At 72.8% G+C, this 20,954-nt stretch carries 19 protein-coding genes and 3 pseudogenes; 9 read left to right on the top strand and 13 right to left on the bottom strand.

All coding sequences use genetic code 11. The annotated features are described in order from the left end of the window. Window positions 1-41 precede the first annotated feature (41 nt). Together ACE7GA_RS27180 and ACE7GA_RS27175 are read right to left on the bottom strand one after the other, a co-directional pair. Window positions 42-305: a hypothetical protein gene (locus ACE7GA_RS27180; RefSeq protein WP_376100711.1), complete on the bottom strand. Its 264-nt coding sequence runs from the start codon at window positions 303-305 to the stop codon at window positions 42-44. Window positions 306-371: 66 nt separating this feature from the next. Then, on the bottom strand, window positions 372-776 hold the full coding sequence (locus ACE7GA_RS27175) for a response regulator (protein ID WP_376100710.1): 405 nt from the start codon (window positions 774-776) through the stop codon (window positions 372-374). A gap of 345 nt (window positions 777-1,121) precedes the next feature. Here ACE7GA_RS27175 and traA point away from each other — a divergent pair. Together traA and ACE7GA_RS27165 are read left to right on the top strand one after the other, a co-directional pair. Continuing rightward, a pseudogene (gene traA, locus ACE7GA_RS27170) lies at window positions 1,122-3,495 on the top strand (Ti-type conjugative transfer relaxase TraA); the annotation flags it as partial. A gap of 308 nt (window positions 3,496-3,803) precedes the next feature. Beyond that, window positions 3,804-4,364 (top strand): hypothetical protein, encoded by a 561-nt coding sequence (locus ACE7GA_RS27165; RefSeq protein WP_376100709.1) that lies wholly within the window; start codon window positions 3,804-3,806, stop codon window positions 4,362-4,364. A gap of 67 nt (window positions 4,365-4,431) precedes the next feature. Here the strand turns inward: ACE7GA_RS27165 and ACE7GA_RS27160 are convergent, their stop codons facing one another. From ACE7GA_RS27160 to ACE7GA_RS27150, 3 genes are read right to left on the bottom strand one after another with little or no spacing between them, the layout of a single operon-like run. Further along, window positions 4,432-4,950, bottom strand: a complete 519-nt coding sequence (locus ACE7GA_RS27160) for a VOC family protein (protein ID WP_376100708.1) — start codon at window positions 4,948-4,950, stop codon at window positions 4,432-4,434. Window positions 4,951-4,978: 28 nt separating this feature from the next. Next, window positions 4,979-5,749 carry an aldo/keto reductase gene (locus ACE7GA_RS27155; RefSeq protein WP_376100707.1) on the bottom strand — a complete coding sequence of 257 codons (771 nt, stop codon included), beginning with the start codon at window positions 5,747-5,749 and terminating at the stop codon, window positions 4,979-4,981. Between the two features lie 26 nt (window positions 5,750-5,775). Further along, complete coding sequence (locus ACE7GA_RS27150) at window positions 5,776-6,033, bottom strand: DUF2798 domain-containing protein (protein WP_376100705.1); 258 nt, start codon at window positions 6,031-6,033, stop codon at window positions 5,776-5,778. Window positions 6,034-6,134: 101 nt separating this feature from the next. On the opposite strand from ACE7GA_RS27150, the gene ACE7GA_RS27145 reads away from it, so the two are divergent. Continuing rightward, complete coding sequence (locus tag ACE7GA_RS27145) at window positions 6,135-7,055, top strand: LysR family transcriptional regulator (protein ID WP_376100704.1); 921 nt, start codon at window positions 6,135-6,137, stop codon at window positions 7,053-7,055. A 105-nt stretch (window positions 7,056-7,160) separates the two neighbouring features. Here the strand turns inward: ACE7GA_RS27145 and ACE7GA_RS27140 are convergent, their stop codons facing one another. Further along, window positions 7,161-7,757 (bottom strand): hypothetical protein, encoded by a 597-nt coding sequence (locus tag ACE7GA_RS27140; RefSeq protein ID WP_376100703.1) that lies wholly within the window; start codon window positions 7,755-7,757, stop codon window positions 7,161-7,163. After that, complete coding sequence (locus ACE7GA_RS27135; RefSeq protein WP_376101006.1) at window positions 7,736-8,020, bottom strand: alcohol dehydrogenase catalytic domain-containing protein; 285 nt, start codon at window positions 8,018-8,020, stop codon at window positions 7,736-7,738. The genes ACE7GA_RS27140 and ACE7GA_RS27135 overlap by 22 nt, the downstream gene beginning before the upstream one ends. A gap of 606 nt (window positions 8,021-8,626) precedes the next feature. Between ACE7GA_RS27135 and ACE7GA_RS27130 the strand changes: the two genes are divergently transcribed. From ACE7GA_RS27130 to ACE7GA_RS27120, 3 genes are read left to right on the top strand one after another with little or no spacing between them, the layout of a single operon-like run. Continuing rightward, on the top strand, window positions 8,627-9,103 hold the full coding sequence (locus ACE7GA_RS27130; RefSeq protein ID WP_376100701.1) for an Lrp/AsnC family transcriptional regulator: 477 nt from the start codon (window positions 8,627-8,629) through the stop codon (window positions 9,101-9,103). Next, complete coding sequence (locus ACE7GA_RS27125; protein ID WP_376100699.1) at window positions 9,100-9,750, top strand: LysE family transporter; 651 nt, start codon at window positions 9,100-9,102, stop codon at window positions 9,748-9,750. Before ACE7GA_RS27130 ends, ACE7GA_RS27125 begins: the two co-directional genes overlap by 4 nt. Beyond that, a complete protein-coding gene (locus ACE7GA_RS27120; RefSeq protein ID WP_376100697.1) occupies window positions 9,747-10,190 on the top strand; it encodes a hypothetical protein in 444 nt (147 codons plus the stop codon). The genes ACE7GA_RS27125 and ACE7GA_RS27120 overlap by 4 nt, the downstream gene beginning before the upstream one ends. A gap of 13 nt (window positions 10,191-10,203) precedes the next feature. Here the strand turns inward: ACE7GA_RS27120 and ACE7GA_RS27115 are convergent, their stop codons facing one another. Continuing rightward, entirely contained in the window at window positions 10,204-10,821 is a 618-nt protein-coding gene (locus tag ACE7GA_RS27115; protein WP_376101004.1) for a recombinase family protein, read from the bottom strand. A gap of 93 nt (window positions 10,822-10,914) precedes the next feature. Between ACE7GA_RS27115 and ACE7GA_RS27110 the strand changes: the two are divergent. Further along, window positions 10,915-13,895, top strand: a pseudogene (locus ACE7GA_RS27110) (Tn3 family transposase). A 30-nt stretch (window positions 13,896-13,925) separates the two neighbouring features. Here ACE7GA_RS27110 and ACE7GA_RS27105 read toward each other — a convergent pair. The 3 genes and pseudogenes from ACE7GA_RS27105 to ACE7GA_RS27095 form a co-directional block, all read right to left on the bottom strand. Then, window positions 13,926-14,129, bottom strand: a complete 204-nt coding sequence (locus ACE7GA_RS27105; protein WP_376100695.1) for a hypothetical protein — start codon at window positions 14,127-14,129, stop codon at window positions 13,926-13,928. A gap of 372 nt (window positions 14,130-14,501) precedes the next feature. Next, window positions 14,502-16,403: pseudogene (locus ACE7GA_RS27100) on the bottom strand (PAS domain S-box protein); the annotation flags it as partial. A gap of 10 nt (window positions 16,404-16,413) precedes the next feature. Further along, window positions 16,414-16,608, bottom strand: coding sequence for a type II toxin-antitoxin system ParD family antitoxin (locus ACE7GA_RS27095; RefSeq protein ID WP_376100693.1), 195 nt, complete (start codon window positions 16,606-16,608; stop codon window positions 16,414-16,416). A gap of 264 nt (window positions 16,609-16,872) precedes the next feature. On the opposite strand from ACE7GA_RS27095, the gene ACE7GA_RS27090 reads away from it, so the two are divergent. Then, window positions 16,873-17,819, top strand: a protein-coding gene (locus tag ACE7GA_RS27090; RefSeq protein WP_376100691.1) for an IS630 family transposase whose coding sequence is annotated in 2 segments (ribosomal slippage) — window positions 16,873-17,211 and window positions 17,214-17,819 — 945 coding nt in all. Because the reading frame shifts where the segments join, the coding sequence is not laid out codon by codon here. Here the strand turns inward: ACE7GA_RS27090 and ACE7GA_RS27085 are convergent. Together ACE7GA_RS27085 and ACE7GA_RS27080 are read right to left on the bottom strand one after the other, a co-directional pair. Beyond that, entirely contained in the window at window positions 17,786-18,286 is a 501-nt protein-coding gene (locus tag ACE7GA_RS27085; protein ID WP_376100689.1) for an alpha/beta fold hydrolase, read from the bottom strand. The genes ACE7GA_RS27090 and ACE7GA_RS27085 overlap by 34 nt on opposite strands. Before the next feature lie 113 nt (window positions 18,287-18,399). Further along, window positions 18,400-19,563 (bottom strand): alpha/beta fold hydrolase, encoded by a 1,164-nt coding sequence (locus ACE7GA_RS27080; protein WP_376100687.1) that lies wholly within the window; start codon window positions 19,561-19,563, stop codon window positions 18,400-18,402. 292 nt (window positions 19,564-19,855) lie between these two features. On the opposite strand from ACE7GA_RS27080, the gene ACE7GA_RS27075 reads away from it, so the two are divergent. Beyond that, entirely contained in the window at window positions 19,856-20,950 is a 1,095-nt protein-coding gene (locus ACE7GA_RS27075; RefSeq protein ID WP_376100685.1) for an NAD(P)/FAD-dependent oxidoreductase, read from the top strand. Window positions 20,951-20,954: the final 4 nt, after the last annotated feature.

Genomic DNA, 20,954 nt, shown 5'->3' with positions numbered 1-20,954 from the left:
CCTGTCACGAACCGCCGCGCCAGCTCGGGCGAGAGTGCGGCTCAAGTCTTGGCGGGCCGGAGCGGCAGCAAGTTGCCGTCGGCATCGCGCCGACCCGACTGCATCTCCCTCTCGATCTGAGCGAGATGCCTCTCGTGGTCGCCCTGCAACGAAGCGAACTCGGCCAGAAGCTTACCCGCCTCATCCGTCAGGGGAGACTGAGCCGCTTCGAGATGCTGAACGAGGTCACGCTGCCGGCGGACCTGGCCCTTACCCTCGCGGACATGCCGCTGCACCATCTCCAGGGGCGTCTCGCTCGGCGTCACTCGGCAGCGTATCGGGCCGCCGACCACGCGTCGAGCCGTGCTGCGACCCGTGCTCCTCCGCCCGTTCTATGGCGAGAACCCCTGCCCCACTGCCGCCCGCGCGGCGACGATCCGGGACAGCTCCCACGCGGAGCAGGGCTTCTCGACCACTGGCAGGTGGGCATAGGCGGGCGGGATCACCTCGCCCGTGTAGCCCGTGGCGAGGGTGATGGGCACGTCGCGTGCGAGCAGTTCCTCCACCACGGGCCAGACCATCTCGCCGTGCAGGTTCACGTCGAGCACGGCGCCATCCAGGCGCGCTCCGCACAGGGCCTCGACCGCCTGCGCCAGGGTCGGGATGGGCCCCACAACCTCGGCACCGAGCTCGAGCAGCGCGTCCGCGAGGTCGGCTGCGATGAAGAACTCGTCCTCCACGATGAGGATACGGCACCCAAACAGATTGGGCCGCAGTTGCTGGACGTTGCTGCCCATGTTCGCGCTCCTCACCTGAACTCGCGCTATGCGGGTGCGGAGTCCATGGCGGAATAACGTGGGTTGCCTCCTCGCTCCGGATGGAAGCGAGCTGCCCCCTGTGCGATCCCCGAGGTGACGCCGCTGCTCAGAGGCCGGTTGACGGTGGAGCGCGATGTAGCCTGCTGAAGGGCAGCGGGAGGGGCCCGAGCCGCCCGTCAGTTCGCGATGCTGAGGGGACCGAAGCAGCGAAATGCGCGTTTATACGTCGCCCAGGGCGACGTCGCGTAGTCGTGCGGTGGGCGCGGGCGGAATGAGCCCCGCCGCGGGGTTCCGTCGTGCATCCCAGGCCGGCACCGTCCGGCGGTGGCGATCTACCACTTCTCCGCGAAGGTGATCTCGCGGGCGTCGGGGCGCAGTGCCGTCGCGGCCGCAGCCTACCGTTCGGCCTCGCGGCTGGAGGACGAGCGGCTGGGCCGGGCGCATGACTTCACGGCCAAGGCCGGCGTCGTGCATTCGGAGATCCTGCTGCCGGAGGGCGCGCCGGAGCGGTGGCGCGACCGCGCGACCTTGTGGAACGAGGTGGAGACGGGGGAGCGCCGCCGCGACGCGCAGCTCGCGCGCGACGTGGAGGTGGCGCTGCCGCGCGAGCTGTCGCGGGCGGAGGCGGTGGCCCTCGCCCGGGACTTCGTGCGGGAGGAGTTCGTGGCCCGCGGGATGGTCGCGGACCTGAACGTGCATTGGGGCGTCGGCAAGGATGGCGAGGCGCAGCCGCACGCGCACGTCATGCTGACGATGCGCCGGGTCGAGGGGGAGGGCTTCGGGGCGAAGGCGCGGGATTGGAACAGCAAGGAATTGCTGACAGGCTGGCGCGAGCGGTGGGCGGAACTGGCGAACCAGCGCCTTCACGAGCTCGGGCACGACGCGCGGATCGATCACCGCACCCTCGCCGCGCAGGGCATTGCCCTTGAGCCGCAGCACAAGGTGGGACCGGCGGGGCAGCGGCGGGCGAAGCGGGGCGAGGACGCGGAGCGGCAGGCCGAGCACGACGCCATCGCCCGGCGGAACGGGGAGCGGATAGCTGCGGACCCCGCGCTGGCGCTCGACGTGCTGACGCGGCAGCAGTCCACCTTCACGCGGCACGACCTGGCGCGGTTCGTCTCGCGGCACACGGACGGGGCGGAGCAGTTCGCGCAGGTGATGGCGCGTGTGGAGGCGGCGCCGGAGCTGGTGCGGGTCGGGCAGGACGGGCGCGGGCGGGAACGGTTCAGCACGCGCGAGATGCTCGCCGTCGAGGCGCGGATGGAGGCGGCTGGCGCGGGGCTGGCGGGGTCGCGGGCGCACCGGATCGGCGTCGCGGACATGGACCGCGCGGTGCGGCGCGCGGAGGCGGGCGGGCTGGCGCTGGGGGAGGAGCAGCGCGCGGCGGTGGCGCACGTCACTGCGGGGCGGGACCTCGCCCTCGTCGTCGGCTACGCGGGCACGGGCAAGAGCGCGATGCTGGGCGTCGCACGCGAGGCGTGGGAGGCCGAGGGCTACAGGGTCCGGGGCGCAGCGCTGTCGGGCATCGCGGCGAGGGCCTGGAAGGGGGCAGCGGCATCGCCTCGCGCACGCTGGCGAGCCTCGAATGGGGCTGGGCGCAGGGGAGGGAAGCGGACCGCCTCACGTCGCGCGACGTGCTCGTGGTGGACGAGGCGGGGATGGTGGGCTCGCGGCAGATGGAGCGGGTGCTGAGCCATGCCCGGCAGGCCGGGGCGAAGGTGGTGCTGGTGGGCGATCCGGAGCAGCTCCAGGCCATCGAGGCCGGGGCGGCGTTCCGGGCGCTGGCGGAGCGGCACGGGGCGGCGGAAATCGCCGAGGTGCGGCGGCAGCGGGAGGGGTGGCAGCGGGACGCCACGCGCGAGCTAGCGACGGCGCGCACCGGGGCGGCGCTGGACCGCTACGGGGCCGCGGGCATGGTGCGGGGGCACGGCACGCGCGAGGAGGCCCGCGCGGCGCTGGTGGCGGGCTGGGCGGCGGAGCGTCAGGAGAGTCCCAACGCGAGCCGGGTGATGCTGGCCTACATCCGGGCGGACGTGGCGGCGCTGAACGCGCTGGCGCGGGAGCGGCTGCGCGAGGCCGGGGAGCTGGGGCCGGAGAGGGCGGTCGCGACAGAGCGCGGCGAGCGGGCGATGGCGGCAGGCGACCGGGTCATGTTCCTGCGCAACGAGCGGGCGCTGGGGGCAGGTCCGGACGGCCGCGGCGGCGTGGCGGTGAAGAACGGGACGCTCGGGACGGTGCTGGCGGTGGAGGCCGGGGGCGAGCGGCTGACGGTGGCGCTCGACGGCGCGGGCGGGGCGGCGGGGAAGGGGGCGGCCGTCACGTTCTATGTCCGCGACTACGGGCACGTGGACCACGGGTATGCGGCGACGATCCACAAGGCGCAGGGGGTGACGGTGGACCGGGCGCACGTGCTGGCGAGCAAGCACATGGACCGGCACGCGGCCTACGTCGCCCTGACGCGGCACCGCGAGGGCGTGGCGCTGCACTACGGGCGGGACGAGTTCGCGGATGGGGGGCGCTCGCGCGCACCCTGTCGCGGGAGCGGGCGAAGGACACGACGCTGGACTACGGGGCGGCGTTCGCGGAGCGGCGCGGGCTGGCGCCGGAGAGCGAGATCGTGGTGCGCCGTCCGGAGGCGGAGGCGTCGAGGCCGCGCACGCCCTCACAAGAGGCGCGGCGCGAGGAGCGGCCGGCGCCGCTGCTGCCGGCGCACCGCGATCCGGGAGGCCGGGACAGCCTCGGGCGGGGCACGACGCCCGCGGACCTCGCCGCGGCGGCAGACGCGCACCCCTGGGTGCGGAAGCAGGCCGCCGATCGGCAGCGGCACCTGTACCAGGCGTATCGCGAGCCGGAGGAGGCCGGGCGCCGGCTGGGCGACCTCATCCGGCGCAAGGGGGCGACCTGAGACGGGCCGCCGCGGCGCTGGCACGGGAGGGGCCGGAGAGCCTCGGCCCACTGCATGGGCGGGAGGGGTGGTTCGCCAGCAAGGAAGCAAAGGCCGAGCGGGTGCGGGCCGTCGGCGCCGCGCGAGCCATCGGCTGGGACCTGGAGGGCGAGGCGAAGGACCGGGACCGGGCCATGCGCGAGCACGCCGGCGTGGTGGAGGGACAGCGGCAGCGCGACGCGGTGGAGGTGCCGGGCCTGTCGCGGGCGGCGTGGTCGGCGGTGCGGGCGGTGGAGGCCGCGCGGGAGGGGGGCGTCGGCCCCGGGCCGGCCGGCGAGGAGAGCTGGCAGCGCTTCGTGCGGGAACAGGCGGCAGTGGCCGACACGTGGGCGCGGGAGGTGGCGGCGAAGCCGGCGGTGAAGGCGGAGCTGCGGGCCTTCGCGGCAGCAGCCGAGAAGCGGCTGGGCTACGACATGGAGGTGGCGTTGAAGCGGGCAGAGACGGGGCGGGGCGCCCCTGAGGGGGAGCGCCCGCGCGAGGGGGTGGCCGGCGTCGCGCGGGCGCTGTCGGCCGAGCGCGCGGGCCGGGGCGCCCATGAGGACCGGCAGCGGGCGGCCGAGCGGCGGCTTGAAGCGCAGCAGGAGCGCCTGGGGCTGCGGCAGGGACGTGGGATGGGGATGTGACGATCCGAGCCGTCGGGGATGAAAGTGTTGCCGGACGGCGGCTTCGAACCGCCGCCCGGCCGAGACGTCAGCCGACGCGCTGTAGCGGCTCGCCAAACTCCAGCACGTTCCCCTCCATGTCCTTCACGAAGCCGACGCGGCGCCGGAAGGGCGTGCCGTCGAGGTCGTAGGTCTCGGCCCGCACGAAGGTGGGCACGCCCTCCGCGGCGAGGCCGGCGAGCACCGCCTCGACGTCGTCCACCCGGAAGCACAGGTGGCCGTAGCCGGTGCGGCCGAAGTGCTCGGGGAAGGTCATCGCCTCCGGCAGCCCGATGCCGCCGGCGTCGGCCTCGACGAGTTCCAGCATCGTGTCGTTCAGGCGCAGGTAGGCGAGGCGCTTGCCGTTCAGCGCGGCGACGCGCCAGGCCACCTCGGTCCGGAAGCCGAGCTTCGCGCCATACCAGGCGAGCGCGGCCTCGAAGTCTCGGACGTTGAGCGAGACATGGTCGAAGCGCATCCCGGCGGTCGCGGCCGGGGCCGCCTCCGAAGCGGCGGGAAGGGCGATGGCCGCGAAGGCGGCGGCGGAGAGCAGGTGACGGCGATCCATGGTGAGGTTCCTTTGGGGTTGGGGTGGTTCAGGCCTCCGCCAAGGAGCGCACGTTCTCCTCGAGGTGCGCGACGCTGGTGGTGCCGGGGATGACGACGACGTTGGGCGAGCGGGCGAGCAGCCAGCGCAGCGCCGCGGCGGGGTCCAGCCGAGCGCCCCGCTGCATGGGATGCGCGCCGAGCGGACCGTAGGGGATGAAGGCGATGCCCTTCTCAGCGGTGTAATTCACGAGCGCGTCGCTCTCCCGCTCCTCGCTGTTGAAGCGGTTCTGGACGGAGGCGATGGGTGCCACGGCGAGCGCGCGGTCGAGATCATCCCGCGTCACGTTGGCGAGGCCGACGTGGCGGACCTTGCCGGCGCGGCGGGCGGCGTCGAGGGCGGCGACGCTCTCCTCGATCGGCACGGCCGGGTCCACCCAGTGGAGCTGGAAGAGGTCGATCCGCTCGACGCGGAGCCGCACGAGCGCCTCGTCCACCTGCCGCGCCAGGGTCGCCGAGGAGGCGTCGCGGACGAGCTGGGTCGGCGAGAGCTTGTCGATGCCGCCCTTGGTGGCGACGACGATCCCATCGGCATAGGGGTGCAGGGCTTCGGCGATGAGCGCCTCGTTGTGGCCGGGACCGTAGGCGAGGGCGGTGTCGAAGAGGCGGATGCCAAGCTCGGCGGCGCGGCGCAGCAGGGCGATCCCCCCATCCCAGTCCGCGTAGGGGCCGAAGTTGCCGGGCTGGCCGGTGAGGCGCATGGCGCCGAAGCCGATGCGGGAAACGACGAGGTCGCCGCCGATGGCGTAGGTCGTGGTCATCTCTGTGCTCCCTTGGGGTGCGGGGTTCAGGCGGTGAGGCGGTCAACGAGGGCCCGCACGCGGGGCGCCACGATCGTCACGGCCGGAAAGGCGAAGCTCCAGGCCAGCGCGTAGGCGTGCAGCCAGCGAGCGACGAAGCCGGGTCCGATGCCGGTGTTCACGGCGGTGATCGCGGCCGAGAGGGCCCCGGAGAGGCTGACCGACATGAGGAAGGCGAAGAGCACCGGCGCGTAGGCGCGGGGGATCTTCGGAAGGCTCGGGAGGTGCAGGGCGGCGAGGGTCATTGCTGGGCTCCGTGTCGGTGCCCGCAATCTGTCCCTCGCTGTCTTCCGACAGAATGGCCGCTGAATCGACAGCACTGTTTGATGCGGTTAAACAATGCTCCGTGACGGCCGATCTCCGCCTTGTCTCCACCTTCGTCGAGGTCGCCCGACGCCTGTCCTTCTCCGGCGCCGCGCGGGCGCTCGGCCTCACGGCAGGCTCGGTCAGCCTCAACATCCGCCATCTGGAAGATCAGCTCGGCGTGCGGCTGCTGACCCGCACGACGCGCCAGGTGCGGCTGACGGCGGAGGGCGAGCGCTACCTCTTGCGCTGCGCCCCGGCGCTGGAGGCGCTCGCGGAGGCCGAGGGCGCGGTGCGCGAGGAGCGCGAGGCACTCTCGGGCCGGCTGCGTGTGACGAGCACCACCGCCTTCGGCCGGACGCACCTGCTGCCGGTCATCGCGGACTTCATGGCCGCGCACCCCGCCGTGGAGGTCGAGCTGTCGCTGTCCGACCGCTTCGTGGACTTGGTGGCGGAAGGGTTCGACCTGGCGATCCGGGGCGGCGTGCTGCCGGTCAACGAGTATGTCTCCCGGCTGATCCTGCCGGTGACGATGCTCGTCTGCGCCTCGCCCGCCTACGCGGCACGGCACGGGCTGCCGCGGACGCCCGACGAGATCGAGGGGCGCCGCCTCGTGGGCATGCGAAGCAACCCGTCGCAGGAAGTATTCGCCTGGGAGTTCGCAGCACCCGGGGGTGGCGTGGTCCGCCGTCCAGTGATGCCGGCCCTCGTCGTCAACGACCCGGAGGGGGCGGCCCTCGCCGCGGCGGCCGGGATGGGGTTGGCTCAGGTCGGCTCCAACATCGTGTTACCGAAGGTCTCGGGGGGCCAGCTCGTGCTGGCGCTGGAGGGGCACGCGGTCCGGGCGCGCGGCCTCTACGCCGTCTATCCCTCACGACGATTCGTGCCGCGGCGCCTCGCGGCTTTGGTTGCTTCCGTCGTCGAGGCCTTCGCCCAGCGACCCGACCTCGTCTGGACGCGCTGACCACACGGTCCGGCGTTGTCTTGCGTAGCGTTCTGTCAAACGCCCGACTGACGAGGCGGCACGGCGCCCGTGTGTCGCCATGGGGCGGGGAGCGGACAATCCGGTCTACCCGTCGGTCGGGGCGAAGAGGATCTTCCCCGAGCGTCCCGCACGGGCATGGTGAGCGAGCGCGGCGCGCACGTCGGTTAGGCCATACCGGGCCTCCACGGCCGCCGCCGCCAAGCCGCCTCGGACGTCCTCGAACGCCCGGGCCAGGGCCTGGCGCAGCTCCGCGCGCGGAACCGAGTGAACCCATTGCCGCAGCGAGAAGAGGCGCACTGCTACGCCGGGCGCTACGGCCCTGCCGAGGCCGGGCGGGAGCGGCTGGCCGGACAGCAGGCCGTAGTGGACGAAGACGCCCCCCGGCCGGACGGCGAGGGCCATCTCGGCGCCCGCATCCCCGCCCACGGCGTCGAAGCCGCCGTCTAGCGGCGGCAGGCGCTCCCCCTGGACCAGGACCGCCTCGGCAGGCTCCCCCACCAGCCGCCGCCGCCCCGCTTCGGACCGGACGACGGCTACCGGGCGCAGGCCTCCCGCGCGCGACATCCGCAGCAGCGCGCGGCCGGCGGCCGAGGCGGCCGCGTTGACGCCCACCAGGGCCCCCGACGGGAGGTCGGCGCACCGCAGCATCAGCCGCGCGGTCAGCGGATTGATGTAGGCCACGGCGGCTTCGTCGTCGGTGACGCCATCCGGGACGGGGATGCACCAGTCGGCCGGGGCGGCCTTGAAGGTCTACCCCCCCCGGCCGAGCCGAGCGGGAGGACCCGTTGCCCCGGGCGCAGCGGCGCGCCCGCGGCGGCGGCGCTGCCCAACCGCTCGACGGTCCCGACCCCCTCGAAGCCGGGCACGAAGGGCAGAGCAGTCCGGTAGGGGTAGGCGCCGGCGACGGGGACGAGGTCCGAGGGATTGATGGGGCTCGCGAGCATCCGCACCACGACCTCGGCCTCGCCCGGCTCGGGGCGCGGGGCGGGTTCGCACGAAAGAGCCCGGGACGGTTCCCCGAACCGGTGGGCGACGAGGCGAAGCATGGCTCAGCATGCCGTGCCGCGTCGGGCGGAGCGACACAACCCGGTGCTCGGGGTCTGTAGGTCCGCTGAGGGTTGAACTTACGCGTTCCGCCGGATGCAAGGACGGCGGAGAGGCTAGGTGTTGCGATTCTAAACCACGGTTCGCTGACCGACGTCCTGCCCTCAGCCCGAGCAACGGCTGAGGAAGTCGTCGACGAGGCTGGCCACCTCGTCGGGCCGCTCAAGCGCGGGCAGGTGCGCGACGCCCTCCATCCCGTGCCAGGACGGGGCGCCGCCACAGAACGGGCAGAATAGCACGCATAGGCGCACAGATCAGGAACAGCCCGGTTGACCAGGGGCCCTGCTCGATGCCGTCCAGTTCGATGGGGCCAGCGTCGGATGGTGGCGTCGGGGTGGCCGGCAGTTCGCCGGAAACGACGTTAGTTGATAGTGATTCTGCCGGCCAAGCGTGGCAAAAAACCCATTTTGCTTGATTCATAGCGGTGTTGCAGGCAGATTGGCGGCATGGATGCCACCGACCTGCACATTCTGCGCCTCCTCCAAGCCGACAACAGGCGATCCGCCGCCGAGCTCGGCGCAGAGGTGGGCCTCTCCGTCTCGGCCGCGAGCGACCGCGTCCGGCGCCTGAACGCCGCAGGCATCATCACCGCCAACAGGGCCGTCGCGGATCCCCGCCGCGCAGGGCTCGGCCTCCTCGCCTTCTCCTTCGTGGATCTCGAGCCGCGCGCTGACGAGCTCGCTTTCGCCGAGGCGCTGCGCCGGCTGCCGGAGGTGCAGGAGGCGCACCACGTCACGGGACCGCACTCCTGGATGCTCAAGCTGCGGGTGCGCGACACCGCTGCCCTCCAGCACTTCATGGCGAACCACCTCAAGCCGCTGCCCGGCGTGCTGCGGACCGAGACGGTGATCGCCCTCGACACCGCCAAGGAGACGACCGAGCTCGCCCTGCCCGCCGCCCTGCCGGAGACCGCCGCGCCATGATCGCCCCCGACATCGCCGGCACCCTCCTCCGCGGGGCGGGCATCGGCCTCGCCATCGCGGCCCCCGTCGGGCCGATCGCCCTGCTGTGCATCCGCCGCACCCTCGCCGCGGGTCCCGCCGCGGGCGTCGCGTCCGGCGTTGGCGCGGCGACCGCGGACGCGCTCTACGGGCTCGTCGCGGCCCTCGGGCTCGGCGTGCTGGCGGCCGTGCTGGTCGATCACGCGGCGCTCCTGCGCGTCGCGGGCGGCCTGCTCCTCGCCTGGCTCGGCCTCGGCGCACTGCGGCGGGCCCTGGCGCCGCCACACGCCGTCGCCGAGGCTGCGGCCGGGCGTGAGGGAACGGGCCTGGCGGGCGCCTTCGCCTCGACCTTCGCGCTGACGCTGGCCAACCCGATGACGATCCTCTCCTTCGCCGGCGTGGTCGCGGCGCTCGCCGCGCCAGGCGGCGGGGCAGCGGCGGGCCTCGCCCTCGTCGCGGGCGTGTTCCTCGGCTCCGTCGCCTGGTGGCTGCTGCTGGTGGGCAGCGTCGCCGCGGTGCGCGGCTCCCTGCCCTCGGGCGCGCTGCGGTGGATCGAGGGCCTCTCGGGGGCGGCGCTGCTCGGCTTCGGCGCCTACGCCCTCCTCGCCGGCCTCGGGGTGGTCGCGTGACCGGGCGAGGCCCCTTCGGATCGGACGCAGAGGTCGAGGCGATCGGCACCCGCCTCCTCGACCGCACGCTGCCCAAGGCCGAGTGGACGCATGCCGCGCATCTCGCGGCGGCGGCCTGGATCCTCGCCGCGCGGCCCGACCTCGACGCCGCGCGCGAGATGCCGGGCATCATCCGCGCCTACAACGAGGCGACGGGCGTGCCGAATTCGGAGACGCGCGGCTACCACGACACGATCACCCAGGCCTCGCTGCGGGCGGTGCGCGCCTTCCTCGCCGCGCAGCCACCCGGCACGCCGCTGCACGCCGCCTGCAACCGCCTCCTCGCCTCGCCCTACGGCGACAAACGCTGGCCGCTCGCCCACTGGCGCGAGGAGACGCTGTTCTCCCCCGCCGCGCGGCGCTCGTGGGTCGAGCCGGACCTCGCGCCGCTGCCGTTCTGACGGCGTGGTCGCCTCAGCTCTTCGCTACGGCGTTCCTCCGCGCCCGGCCAACGATCGCAGCAACCGTGTTCTTGCTCAGCCCCACCTCGCGCCCGACCAGGCGGTAGCTGCGGCCCAGCGCCACGAGGGCGAGGACCCTCGGCGCGAGGCGATCCGACTTCGGCCGCTGCCCGGGCTGGCGGCCCAGCTTCTTGCCTCTCGCTTTCGCCGCGGCCATGCCGGAGCGCACGCGCTCGCGGATCAGCTCGCGCTCGAACTCGGCGATGCCGGCGACGACGGTGGCCAGCATGCGCCCGTGCGGCGTCGAGAGGTCAAAGGCCAGGCCACTCATGGCGATGACGGAAACGCGCCGCGCCTCGAGTTCCTGGAGCGTGTGCAGCAGGTCGAGCGTGCTACGGCCCCAGCGCGACAGCTCGGTCACCAGCACGGCGTCGATCTCTCGCCGCTGCGCCAGGGCCATCACCTTGCGCCGCTCGGCCCGATCCGCCCGGGCGCCGGAGCCGGTCTCGCGGAAGGTGCCAACCACCTCGTAGCCGGCACGCGCGGCGAACGCGGCCAAGTCCCGCTCCTGCCGGGCGCAGGACTGGTCGGCGGTCGAGACGCGACAATAGAGGGCGGCGCGCTGTCCCAGTTGAACCCTCCTCGTCGGACGGGCCGCAACCCGCTGTTCCGGTTGGGGCCGGGATCGTAGCAGATAGACTGCACCTCAACTGGGACGAACGCCATGCCGAGACGCCGCGCGCTCACCGGCGCGCAGCTCGCGGGCCTGCTCGCGCTGCCCGCCTCCGAACCCGATCTCGTCCGGCACTGGACCCTGGACCGCGCCGACCTCGCCGCCGTAGAGCGGCGCCGGGGCGACCACAACCGGCTCGGCTTCGCGCTCCAGCTCTGCGCGTGCCGCTATCCTGGCCGGCTGCTGCGACCCGGCGAGGCCATCCCGGAGGCGGCGCTGCGCTTCGTGGCCGAGGGGGTCGGCGCGGACGCCGCGGCCCTGACCGACTACGCCCGGCGGCCGCAGACCCGGCGCGAGCAGCTCGACGCGCTGCGAGACGCCTTTGGCTTCCGGATGTTCGGCCCGGGGCACCGGCAGGAGATCGTGGCGTGGCTGCTGCCGGTCGCCCTCGCCACGACCGACGCGGTGGCGATCGCGGCGGCGCTTATGGACGAGTTGCGCCGGAGCCGGATCCTCGCCCCGGGCCCGAGCGTGCTGGAGCGCCTCGTCGCTGCCGCGCTGCTGTCGGCCGAACGGCGTGTCGCGGCGCGGCTCACCCGTGGCCTGACCACAGCGCAGGTGGCGGTGCTCGAGGGCCTGCTTGATCAGCGGCGGGGCACCGCGGTCAGCACGCTCGCCTGGGCGCGCCAGCCGCCCGGCGCGCCGGGACATCGCAGTCTGGCCCGGCTGGTGGAGGGGCTCAATTGCTTCCGGGCCGTTGGCCTCGACCCGACCCTCGCCGACGGTATCCACCCCGCGCGGCTCCGAGGTTTGGCCCGAGAGGGCGGGCGCCTCACGGCAGGGCACCTGCGGACCCTGTCGCCGGTCCGCCGCCGCGCGGTGCTCGTGGCCACCATCCTCGACACCGTCGTGCGGCTCATCGACGACGGCGTGGCCCTCTTCGACCGGGCGGTGGGCCGGATGTTCCGCCGCGCGGAGGCACGCGAGGAGGAAGGCGTCCTGCGCGACGCGCGCGCGGTCAACGACAAGGTACGGCTCCTGGCCAGGCTCGGCGCGGCGCTGATCGCGGCCCGGGACAGCAAAGGCGACCTGGAGGCGGCGGTGGCCGTCGCTGTCGGCTGGGACCGCCTGGCGCACGGCGTCGCCGAGGCCGAGCGCCTTGCGCGGCCGGACGGGGCGGACCTGCCGGCCCTCGCCCTGCGCGCCTGGCCGGTGCTGCATCGCCTCGGCCCAACATTCCTCGGCGCCTTCCGGCTCCGCGCCGTGCCCGCCGCGGCAGGGACGCTGCGCGCGGTCCAGGCGCTGCGGGAGGCCTACGCCAGCGGCGGGCGGCGGTGGCCGCGCAGCCCCCGACCTCCTTCCTCCGCCCTGCCTGGCGCAAGGCGATGCGCGAGATGGAGGGCAGCGCCGGCCGCAGGATCTGGGAGGCGGCCACGCTGCTGGCGTTGCGCGACCGGCTGCGCGCTGGCGATATCTGGGTCGAGGGCAGCCGCCAGTGGCGCGCCGTCGAGGACCAGCTCATCCCGCCCGACGTGTTCGCTGCCATGCGCGAGGCCGGCCCGCTGCCGGTCGCCGTGCCGGCGACGGCGGAGGTGTGGCTCGCCGAGCGTCGTGCCACCCTCGGCGCGCGTTTGGCCGAAGTGGACGCCTTTGCGGCCGCGGACCGCCTGGAGGAGGTCCGGATCCGGGGCGACGAGCTGAAGCTCTCGCCGTTGAGGGCAGCCACGCCGGAGGAGGCGGAGGCGCTGGCCGAGCGCCTCTACGGCATGGTCCCCACCGTCCGCATCACCGACCTGCTCGCCGAGGTGGACCGCTGGACCGATTTCAGCGCCGCCTTCACCCACCTGCGCAGCGGCCTGCCGGCGGACGACCCGCGCGTCGTGCTCACCGCCGTGCTGGCCGACGCGACGAACCTCGGCCTGACGCGCATGGCGGACGCCTGCGCCGTCGCCTCTTACCGCCAGCTCGCCTGGACTGCCGGCTGGCACCTGCGCGAGGAAACCTACCGCCGCGCGCTCGCCGTGCTGGTGGACGCCCAACAGGCCCAGCCGCTCGCGGCCCACTTTGGCGCCGGCACGGCGTCGAGTTCCGACGGCCAGCACTTCCCGACCGCCGGACCCGGCGAGGCGGTCGGCGCCGCCAATGCGCGCTACGGGCGCGACCCGACCGTGCTGCTCTACACGCACGTCTCCGACCGCTACGTCCCCTTCCACACGAAGGTCATCGCCCCCGCCGGCGAGGCCGCGCACGTCATCGACGGCCTGCTCTACCACGAGGCCGACCTGACCACGGCCGTGCACCACACCGACGGGGGCGGGGTGAGCGACCAGGTGTTTGGCCTCGCGCATCTCCTCGGGTTCGGCTTCGTGCCGCGCATCCCGAACCTCGCCGAGCGGCGGCTCTACGCCTTCGGGCCCGCCTCCACCTGGCCGGCCCTCGCGCCGTTCATCGCCGGCCGCCCCGACGAGGCGCTGATCGCCGCGCACTGGGACGACCTGCTGCGTCTCGCCGCCTCGGTCCGCAGCGGCGCCGTCAGCGCCTCCCTGATGCTGAAGCGCCTCGGCGCCTACCCGCGGCAGAACGGCCTCGCGCTCGCGCTCCGCGAGGTCGGCCGCATCACCCGCACCCTGCACACCCTTGACTGGCTGCAGATGCCGGCGCTCCGCCGGCAGGCGACGGCGGAACTCAACAAGGGAGAAGCCCGCAACGCCCTCGCCCGCGCGGTGTGCTTCCACCGCCTCGGGCGCCTGCGCGACCGCGGCGCCGAGGCGCAACAGCACCGCGCCAGCGGCCTCGCCCTGGTCACCGCCGCCATCGCGTTGTGGAATAGCGTCTATCTCGGCCGCGCGCTCGACGCCCTGCGCCGCGGCGAGACAGTGCCCGACACGACCCTCGCTCACCTCGCCCCACTCGGCTGGCAGCACGTCAACCTCACCGGCGACTACCTCTGGGGCGCGGACGCCGGCCTCGGCCCGGACGGCTTCAGGCCGCTGCGCGGCGCGCGTACGGTGCACAGCACCACGGCGGCATGACCCCGTTCCCGGTCCGTGCCACTAACCGTGCTATCCTGCCCGTTCTATGGCGGCGCCCCAGGACCCGCCCGGCACCGTCGCCGCGACGTGGCGCGAGCGCGAGACGATGTGCGGGAAGTCGAGGTCACCCTGGATGACGAGGGTTGGCACCGCGACCTCGCCGAGCCGCCCGTAGGCCGGCGCCCGGTCGAGGTTCGCCCCCACCGGGGCCACGCGGAGCGCGGTCCCGATCATGTCGAGGAACAGCCGACGCGCCGTGCCCCCGACCCGCCCCTCCAGCGCGAGCGGGCCGTCGAGCCAGAGCCGGGCCTTCGCCGCCGCCGCGCGACCTGGGTCGCCCGCCGCCTCGGCCTCTCCCGCCCAGGCTACCAGGGGTCACGCCATAGGACGGAGCTGGATTCACGCTAAGCGAGGCGGACGGGGAATCTCACGGACGGCGCGCTACGGCCATGAGCGTCCCAGCTGAACTACAGCCCAACTACGACAGCACCGGCCCTAGCGGAAACAGCGAATTACGGCCTGCTAGTCGGCGTGAGTTCAACTGGGACAGCGGCAACGGTCGCAGAGGGGCGGTGACGTGTTCCTCGCCCTCGCCCGGTCCTCCCCTCAATCCGAGATCAGGTCCTTGATGCGGCTGCCGAGGTCTTCCATCGCGAATGGCTTGGTCAAGACGTGCATGCCTGGGTCCAAGTGGCCATGGCTGAGCACGGCGTTCTCCGCGTAGCCGGTGATGAACAACACCTTCAGCCCCGGTCGCAGGTCCCGCGCGGCGTCGGCCACCTGTCGCCCGTTCATGCCGCCGGGCAGGCCCACGTCGGTCACCAGCAGGTCGATCCGCGCGTCCGACCGCAGCACCTTCAGCCCCGCCGCCCCGTCCTCGGCCTCGATCGCGACATAACCCAGGTCTTCCAGCACCTCGGTCACCAGCATCCGTACCGTTGGCTCGTCGTCCACCACCAGCACGGTCTCCCCCTGCTCTGCGCGCGGCGCTTCGGCCGGCCCCGCCAGTGCTTCCACGGCCTCTGCGGCGCCGAGGTGGCGCGGCAGGTAGAGGCACACCACCGTGCCCCCCCCAGGCTCCGAGTAGATGCGGGCCTGCCCACCCGATTGCTGGACGAAGCCGTAGATCATCGAGAGGCCGAGCCCGGTGCCCATGCCGATCGGCTTGGTGGTGAAGAACGGGTCGAAGGCTCGCCGCGCCACGTCCGGCGTCATGCCGCAGCCGGTGTCGCTGACGCACAGCGAGACATACTGCCCGGGTGGCACGTCGCGCTCGCGCCCCGCGCGAGCGTCCAGCCACTTATTGCCGGTTTCGATCGTCAGCTTGCCCCCGTCCGGCATGGCATCACGGGCGTTGATGCACAGGTTCAGCAGCGCGTTCTCGAGTTGGTGCGGGTCGATCAGCGTGGTCCACAGCCCGCCCGCCGCGACCGTCTCCACCGTGATGTTCGGCCCCATGGTGCGGCGGATCAGCTCCTCCATGCCGGCAATCAAGCGGTTCGCGTCGACGGGCTTGGGGTCCAGCGTCTGCCGACGCGAGAAGGCCAGCAGGCGTTGGGTCAGCGCTGCCGCCCGCTTTGCCGCCCCTTGCGCGGCGTTCACGTAGCGGTCCACCTCCGCCGTCCGCCCCTGGCGGATGCGGGTGTTCAGCAACTCTAGGCTGCCCATGATACCGGTGAGCAGGTTGTTGAAGTCGTGCGCCAGGCCGCCCGTGAGCTGGCCCACCGCCTCCATCTTCTGGCTCTGGCGCAAGCGCTCCTGAACGCCGGCGAACTCTTGTTCGCGCAGCTTGTCATCAGTGATGTCGCGGGCCGCACAATAGACGAAATCCCGACCGGGAGCGGCGGTCCAGTAGAGCGTGCGCCAGGACCCATCCTTGTGCCGATAGCGGTTCTCGAACCGTGGAAGCGCGGTCGAGGCGGCGTGGGCGAGCGCCGCGTAGCTCGGCTCAATGTCCGCGGGATCGACGAAGATGTCGAAGCGGCTACCGACCAGCTCTTCCTCGGTGTAGCCGAGCGTTCTTGTCCATGCTTCGTTCACCGCGCGCATGATGCCCTGCGTGTCGATGACCAGCAGCATGTCCTGCGACACTCGCCAGATCTCGTCGCGTTCGGCCGTACGCCTGGTCAAGGCTTCGGCCTGGTCCTTCTCTTCCGTCACGTCGCGGGCGCTGCAATAGAACTTGGCGCCTTCCGGAACCGCCACCCACGACAGCCAGCGAAACCCGCCATCCCTGTGGCGATACCGGTTCTCGAAGCGCAGCGCAGGCGTCCCCCGCTTCATGGCGTCGAAGGAGAGATGGGTTCGTTCCACGTCATCCGGGTGCAGAAAATCGAAGAACCTCGTCGTCCGGAGGTCGTCCTCCGTCCAGCCGAGGGTGGCGGACCAAGCCGGATTGGATCGCTCGAAGTAACCGTCCAAGGTCAAGATACCGAGGAGATCCGGGCTGACCTTCCAGGTCAGCCAGAGGTCGGGGTCGGGAATACCCACTCGTGAGAGTTGGCGCGACGGCGCCTCTTCATCCATCGGCCGGAGCCTCGGTGGTTTTGACCGTCCGCTTCTTGCCCTGCTTGCGCTCGTGTTCGATCAGCAAGCGAAGACTCGCCCGAACGACCTCGCTCGCGTTCGAATAATACCCCGAGGCGACCTGTTCGCGCAGGTATGCCTCCAGTTCCGATGTGAGCGACACGTTACGGGTCGGCGTGCTGGACATTGCTGGTCTCGCATCTCACAGCCACGGACGACTGGCAAGGATTGACAGCCCCACCATCACAGGTTGCGTCTGCGAAAGGTCGTCTTCGGCAGTAGCTCCGAAGCCGCGACCAGCAGCGCGAAGGCGGGAATCCGCCGTAGAACGCCGTCCGTGACGTTCCCCGTCCGCCTCGCTTAGAGCGGTATCCGGCCTGACTGAATCGGATGTGATCCGCGGCTTCGTCGCGAGGTGATTCAGTGTCGCCTGGTTAGGAGGCGGGCGGGCATGTCGAGGGCGTTGTCGGTAGACCTGCGGGAGCGGGTGGTGGGGGCGATCGCGGCGGGGTCGTCGTGCCGAGCGGCCGCGGCCCGCTTCGGGGTGAGTGCGGCGAGCGCGATCCGGTGGGCCGCCCTTGCGCGGGACAAGGGCTCGGTTGCGCCGGGTCCGCTCGGCGGGGACCGGCGGTCGGGGCGCATCGAGGCGCACGCGCCACTGATCCTGCGGTTGGTGGACGCGAAGTCCGACATCACGCTCGCGGAGATCCGGGCCGAGCTCGCAGGGGCTGGCGTGGCGGTCGGGATGGGCACGCTATGGCGCTTCTTCGACCGGCGCCGGATGACATGGAAAAAAAGACGGCCCACGCCGCGGAGCAGGACAGGCCGGATATCCTGAAGCGGCGCTGGGCGTGGTTCGACGGCCAGCTCGACCTCGATCCCGACCGCCTCGTGTTCATCGACGAGACCTGGGCCTCGACGAATATGGCCCGCACCCACGGCCGGGCACCGAGGGGTGAGCGGCTGCGGGCCGCGGTGCCGCACGGGCACTGGAAGACCACGACCTTCGTCGCCGGATTGCGCAACACGGGCATGGTCGCCCCGATGGTGCTGGACGGGCCGATCAACGGCGAGCTGTTCCAGGCCTACGTCGACCAGGTGCTGGTGCCCGAGCTGCGCCCCGGCGACATCGTCGTGATGGACAACCTCGGCAGCCACAAGGGCGCGGGCGTGCGACGCGCGATCGAGAGCGCGGGTGCGACCCTGCTCTACCTCCCACCCTATTCGCCCGACTTCAACCCGATCGAGAACGCCTTCGCGAAGCTGAAATCCGCTCTCCGCGCCGCCGCCGAACGGACCCTCGACGGGCTCTGGACCACCATCGGCCGTCTCGTACCGACATTCACGCCCGCCGAGTGCGCGAACTACTTCGCCGCCGCCGGATACGATCCAGACTGAGCGGAAAACGCTCTAGCGTGAATCCAGCTCCGTCCCATGGCGTGACCCCTACCAGCTCCGCGATCTCTGGCGGGTAGTCCGGCGCGGGCGCTCCCTCGACGCTCGACGCTCGGCGCGATCAGCACGAGGCCGCGGACGCGCGCGGGATGCCGCAGCGCCGCGTCGAGCGCGATCTTGCCGCCCATGGAGCAGCCGACGAGGACGGCGGGGGTGCCATCCGTCACGGCGTCGAGCACGGCCAGGAGGTCCGCGACCGCGGGGTGGTCCTCCCGCTCGGCCCGCGTCGCGCCGAAGCCGCGCCGGTCGTAGGCGACGGCCCGGTGCGCCGCGCCGAGGCGCCCCATCGGCCCGTGCCACTCGCGCCGGTCGCCGGCATTGCTGTGGTGGAAGGCAACGGGCTGGCCCTCCCCGACCGCCTCGGCAGCAAGGGCGGCGCGGCCGGAGGCGACGTGACGCATCGCGGGCATGCTCCCAACCTAACCCGGCCCGCACGAAGGGGCACGACGATGCCGGCCAGGTCCGGCGAGGGAGGATACGGCGACGCGTGCGTAGAAGGCTCGGTGCTTCGCCGCGTTGTCCGTCATCGGCGATCGCCTCCTACTCTCGTCCGGCGGGCGTACCCCTCCAGACACGCCCGCAGGAAGGAGACGGCGCGCTCGCGTCCGGCCCGGTACTGCTCGGGCGTGAAGAGGTGCGTCGCGCCCGGCACCTCGACGAGCTTGATCGCGGGGTTCGCGGCGACCATGGCCCAGCTCTGGGAGAGCGGCACTGTCGTGTCGGAATCACCATGGATCAGCAGCACGGGGCAACGGATCCGATGGGCGACCGTCACCGGTGAGCACGCCGCCATGTGTTCGGGCGCCACGAAGTCGACGAGGTAGTCCGCGATCGCTGGCCCGCCCTCCTGTGCCCAGGCCGCGAGGTCGGTGCAGGGGAAGAACGCGACGACGCCGAGGAGGTCGGCCCCGGGCCGCGCGGCGGCGAGGAGGGCGACCTGGGCGCCCTGCGAGTAGCCGAGGATCGCCACCGGGCCGCCGCAGCCGCCCTGCGCGCGCAGCCAGGCGGCCGCGGCAAGGGCGTCGTCGGGCTGGCGGAGGCCCTGGTCCTCGTCGCCCTCCGAGCCGAGCCAGCCGCGTTGCGAGAGGCACAGCGCGGCGAAGCCGGCCTCTCCGAGGCGCGCGCCGGTGAAGGTAGTCCAGGTCGCGTCCGCCCCGTAGCCGTGCAGGACGACGATGCCGGGACGCGCCCCGCCATCGCCCGGCGCAGGGCGGAAGAGATAGCCACGGAGGGTGACCCCGTCCGCGCCGGGGAGGCGGACGCGCTCGCCGCCGTGGCGGTCCTCCGGCAAGTCGCTCAGAGGGTGCACAACTTCGAGCAGCGGGCCGGAGCCGTCCGGTAGGGCGAGCACGACGCTGTAGTAGCCCGGGGCATAGGGGTGCTCGGCGGGAGGCTCCGCCACGCGCCAGCCGTCCTCGAGAGCGACGGCGTGTAGTCGGTCCACCGTCGCGCGATCGGGTGCGCGGAGCTGCACCGTAACGCCGGCCATTACCGGCTCGCCCGACGCTACCTCGCGGACGAGCACCTGCGCGCCCTCCCGCGCCCAGAAGGTCCAGCCCGGGCCGGCGTTCGTGCGGCCGTAGCCGAGCGCGCCGAGCACGCCGCGGAGCAAGGGCGTCGCGGTGGTGAGGTCGGCGACGTGCAGGACGAGACCGGCGATCGCGCCGTGCTGGGAGGGGAAGCGCATGAGCAACCCTACTATCGCCGAATGTTCGCAGCAGGCGGCCTGTATGAATCCTTAACCACGATTTCGCAGACTGACGTACTGCCATCACCTCAGCAGCGGGCGAGGAAGCTGCCGACGATATGGGCCAACTCGTCGGGCCGCTCCAGCGCGGGCAGATGTGCGACACCCGTCATCCCGTGCCAGGACCCGCACGACACCCTCGTCCTCCCTCCCACGCGACGGGACAAGTCCGTCCGTCCATGACCTCTGCCCCTGGAGGGCAGCGCTCGCGCCGGCATGGTAGAGGCAGGGCATGCAGCGAACGAAGCCACGGATTGTCGTCGTCGGCGCCGGGATCGTGGGCGCGTCGATCGTCTACCACCTCGCGCAGCGTGGCGCGTCGGTCACCGTCGTGGACGCGACGGGCGTTGCCGCCGGCGCGACCGGCCGGGCTTTCGGTTGGATCAACATCGCGAGCGGGGCATCGGGCGCCTACTCGCGGCTGCGCCAGCCGGCCGCCGCGGACTGGCGGCGGCTAGAGGAGGAGTTCGCCGGCGCCCTCGGGCTGCGCTGGTGCGGCGCCCTCACCTGGCACCGCGACCCTGCCGAGACCGAGCGCTTCGTGGCCGACCGCTTGGCGGAGGGCTACGGCGTCCGGCTCGTCGGGCGCGAGGAGGTCGCGACGCTCGAGCCGGGGCTGGCCGACCCACCGCGGATCGCGGCCCACGCCGCAGAGGAGGGCATGCTGGATCCGGTGCGGGCAACGGGGGTCCTCCTGCGCGCGGCCGAGGACCTTGGTGCGGAGATGCATTTCGGGGCCTCGGTCCAGGAGGTCGTCACGGCGAACGGTCGGGTGTGGGAGCTCCGCACGGAGGCGGGTGAGATCGCGGCCGACTGCGTCGTCCTCGCATGCGGCGTTGGTGCCCGTTCGCTGCTCGGGCTGCTCGGCGCGGACCTTCCCTTGCACGGGTCGCCCGCAATCCTCTTGCGGTACCGGACGCCTGCGCCGGTGGTTCGCGGCATCGTCTCCGCTCCTGGCATGGAGGTGCGGCAGGGCTTGGCCGACATCCTGGTTGGTGCGGCGAACTACGTCGGCGAGGGCGGGGAAGACAGCCCGGAGGCGGTGGCCGCCCGGGCACTCGCGACGGTGCGGCGCTCGCTCCGCGGCGGGCATGAGGTGACCCTCCTGGACGTCGCCGTCGGAGTGCGTCCCATGCCCGCCGACCGCTTGCCTGTGGTCGGCCCCCTTCGTGCGGTGGAGGGCGTCTACCTCGCCGCGCTGCACTCGGGCGTGACGATGGCCGCGATCGTCGGCCGTCTCGTGGCGGAGGAGATCAAGGGTGGCCACCTCTCCGACCTCCTCCAGCCCTTCCGACCAGAGCGCTTCGCGGAGGGCGTATCCGCCTAGGGAC

Source organism: Roseomonas sp. CCTCC AB2023176 (genome assembly GCF_042259275.1).
Classification (GTDB): domain Bacteria; phylum Pseudomonadota; class Alphaproteobacteria; order Acetobacterales; family Acetobacteraceae; genus Roseomonas.
This window is presented reverse-complemented; position numbering and strand designations above follow the sequence as displayed.